Origin of the sequence: Bradyrhizobium sp. 23, assembly GCF_023073295.1 — a bacterium.
GTDB lineage: Bacteria > Pseudomonadota > Alphaproteobacteria > Rhizobiales > Xanthobacteraceae > Bradyrhizobium > Bradyrhizobium canariense_D.
The window spans coordinates 202751-203278 of the sequence record NZ_JADPJF010000098.1 but is presented as its reverse complement, the minus strand read 5'-3'; the positions used below and the strand labels follow the sequence as shown (position 1 = coordinate 203278).

The 528-nt window shown below is 68.4% G+C and carries 1 protein-coding gene; it reads left to right on the top strand.

Annotation, left to right across the window (positions count from 1 at the left end):
- On the top strand, nt 1-528 hold a 528-nt coding region (serB, locus tag IVB32_RS24800), incomplete at both ends, for a phosphoserine phosphatase SerB (RefSeq protein ID WP_247411716.1).

Genomic DNA, 528 nt, shown 5'->3' with positions numbered 1-528 from the left:
CGAGATCGAGTTCGAGCCGGCGCTGCGCGAGCGCGTCGCGCTGCTCAAGGACCTTCCCGCCAGTGCCGTCGACGAGGTGCTGGCCAAGCGCATTACGCTGACGCCGGGTGGCCGCGAACTGGTCGCGACCATGCGCGCCCATGGCGCCTATGCCTGCCTCGTCTCCGGCGGCTTCACGCTTTTCACCAGCGCGGTCGCCACCAGGATCGGTTTCCAGGAGAACCGCGCCAACGAGCTCGTCGTCCGCGACGGCAAGTTCACTGGCGAGGTGAAGGAGCCGATTTTGGGGCGCGCGGCAAAGCTCGCGACGCTGGTGGATCTGATGGAATCGTTCGATCTCGACGACATCGACTCGCTGGCGGTCGGCGACGGCGCCAATGATCTCGCGATGATCCAGGCGGCGGGGCTGGGCGTGGCGTATCACGCCAAGCCCGCGGTGGCCGCCGCTGCGGCGGCGCGGATCGATCATGGCGATCTCACCGCGCTGCTGTACGCGCAGGGGTATCGGCGCGAGGAGTTCGTGGAGGC